Origin of the sequence: Formosimonas limnophila (genome assembly GCF_014652675.1) — a bacterium.
Lineage (GTDB): Bacteria > Pseudomonadota > Gammaproteobacteria > Burkholderiales > Burkholderiaceae > Hydromonas > Hydromonas limnophila.
Window position 1 is genome coordinate 1 of record NZ_BMZG01000045.1, and the last position, 829, is coordinate 829.

Here is an 829-nt window from a genome sequence, read left to right on the forward strand (position 1 = left end):
AACTAGCATTAACCTTAAAGATACTTTAGATCCTGGATTGACGGTTAATGCTGTGCCTAATGGCTGTACGCAAGCAGGGCAAGAAATTACGTGTAGTTTGCCTACGGGTACAGTCCAGGGTGAGTATGCGTTTACATATACTGCAACGGTAAACGCAGCGGCAGCAACGAAAGTACTCAATCAGGTGACGAGTGATGTTGGTAGCTGCTCATCATGCAGTGTTACTCATCCGCTATGGTCTGTTGTAACAAACAAAACTTCAGATGCGGCGGCAAAAAAGAATGTGCGGATTGGTGACACCATCAATTACACACTGAAGTCAACGGTAGTTGGCGGAACATCAACACGTGATGTGGTTCTGACTGATACGCTCGGCACTGGTTTAACATTAACGAGTGCGCCTTCTGGTTGTAGTGCATCGGGTTCGACTTTGTCATGTACGGTTCCTGCTGGCTCGGCTGTTGGTGATTATGTATTCACTTACTCTACCAAAGTAAATGAGCAAGCCCAAGGCACAGTGGTTAATACGGTATTGCCGAGTTATGGCTCCTGTGGAACATGCAGTACCAGCTCATTGGTGGTGAGGGAGATTGGCTTGTTGATTACCAAAACCGCTAAAACCAAAACGGCGAAGATTGGTGACTTTGTTCGCTACGAAGTGGTGATTGAGAACCCAAGCAAATACGATGCCAAAGACTTTAGCTTAGTGGATCAACCCGCGCCAGGTTTGAGCTATGTTTCAGGCTCAATGAATGTGGTAGGTGATAGCAGCTTTACTGTGACGTCAGAGTATCCATTGACGACATCGAGTTTGGATGTTGCCGCAGGC

General features: G+C 46.8%; 1 protein-coding gene. It reads left to right on the forward strand.

The features are described from left to right. Positions 1–829: isopeptide-forming domain-containing fimbrial protein (locus tag IE082_RS11100; RefSeq protein WP_189493972.1), on the forward strand; the 829-nt coding region annotated here is incomplete at both ends.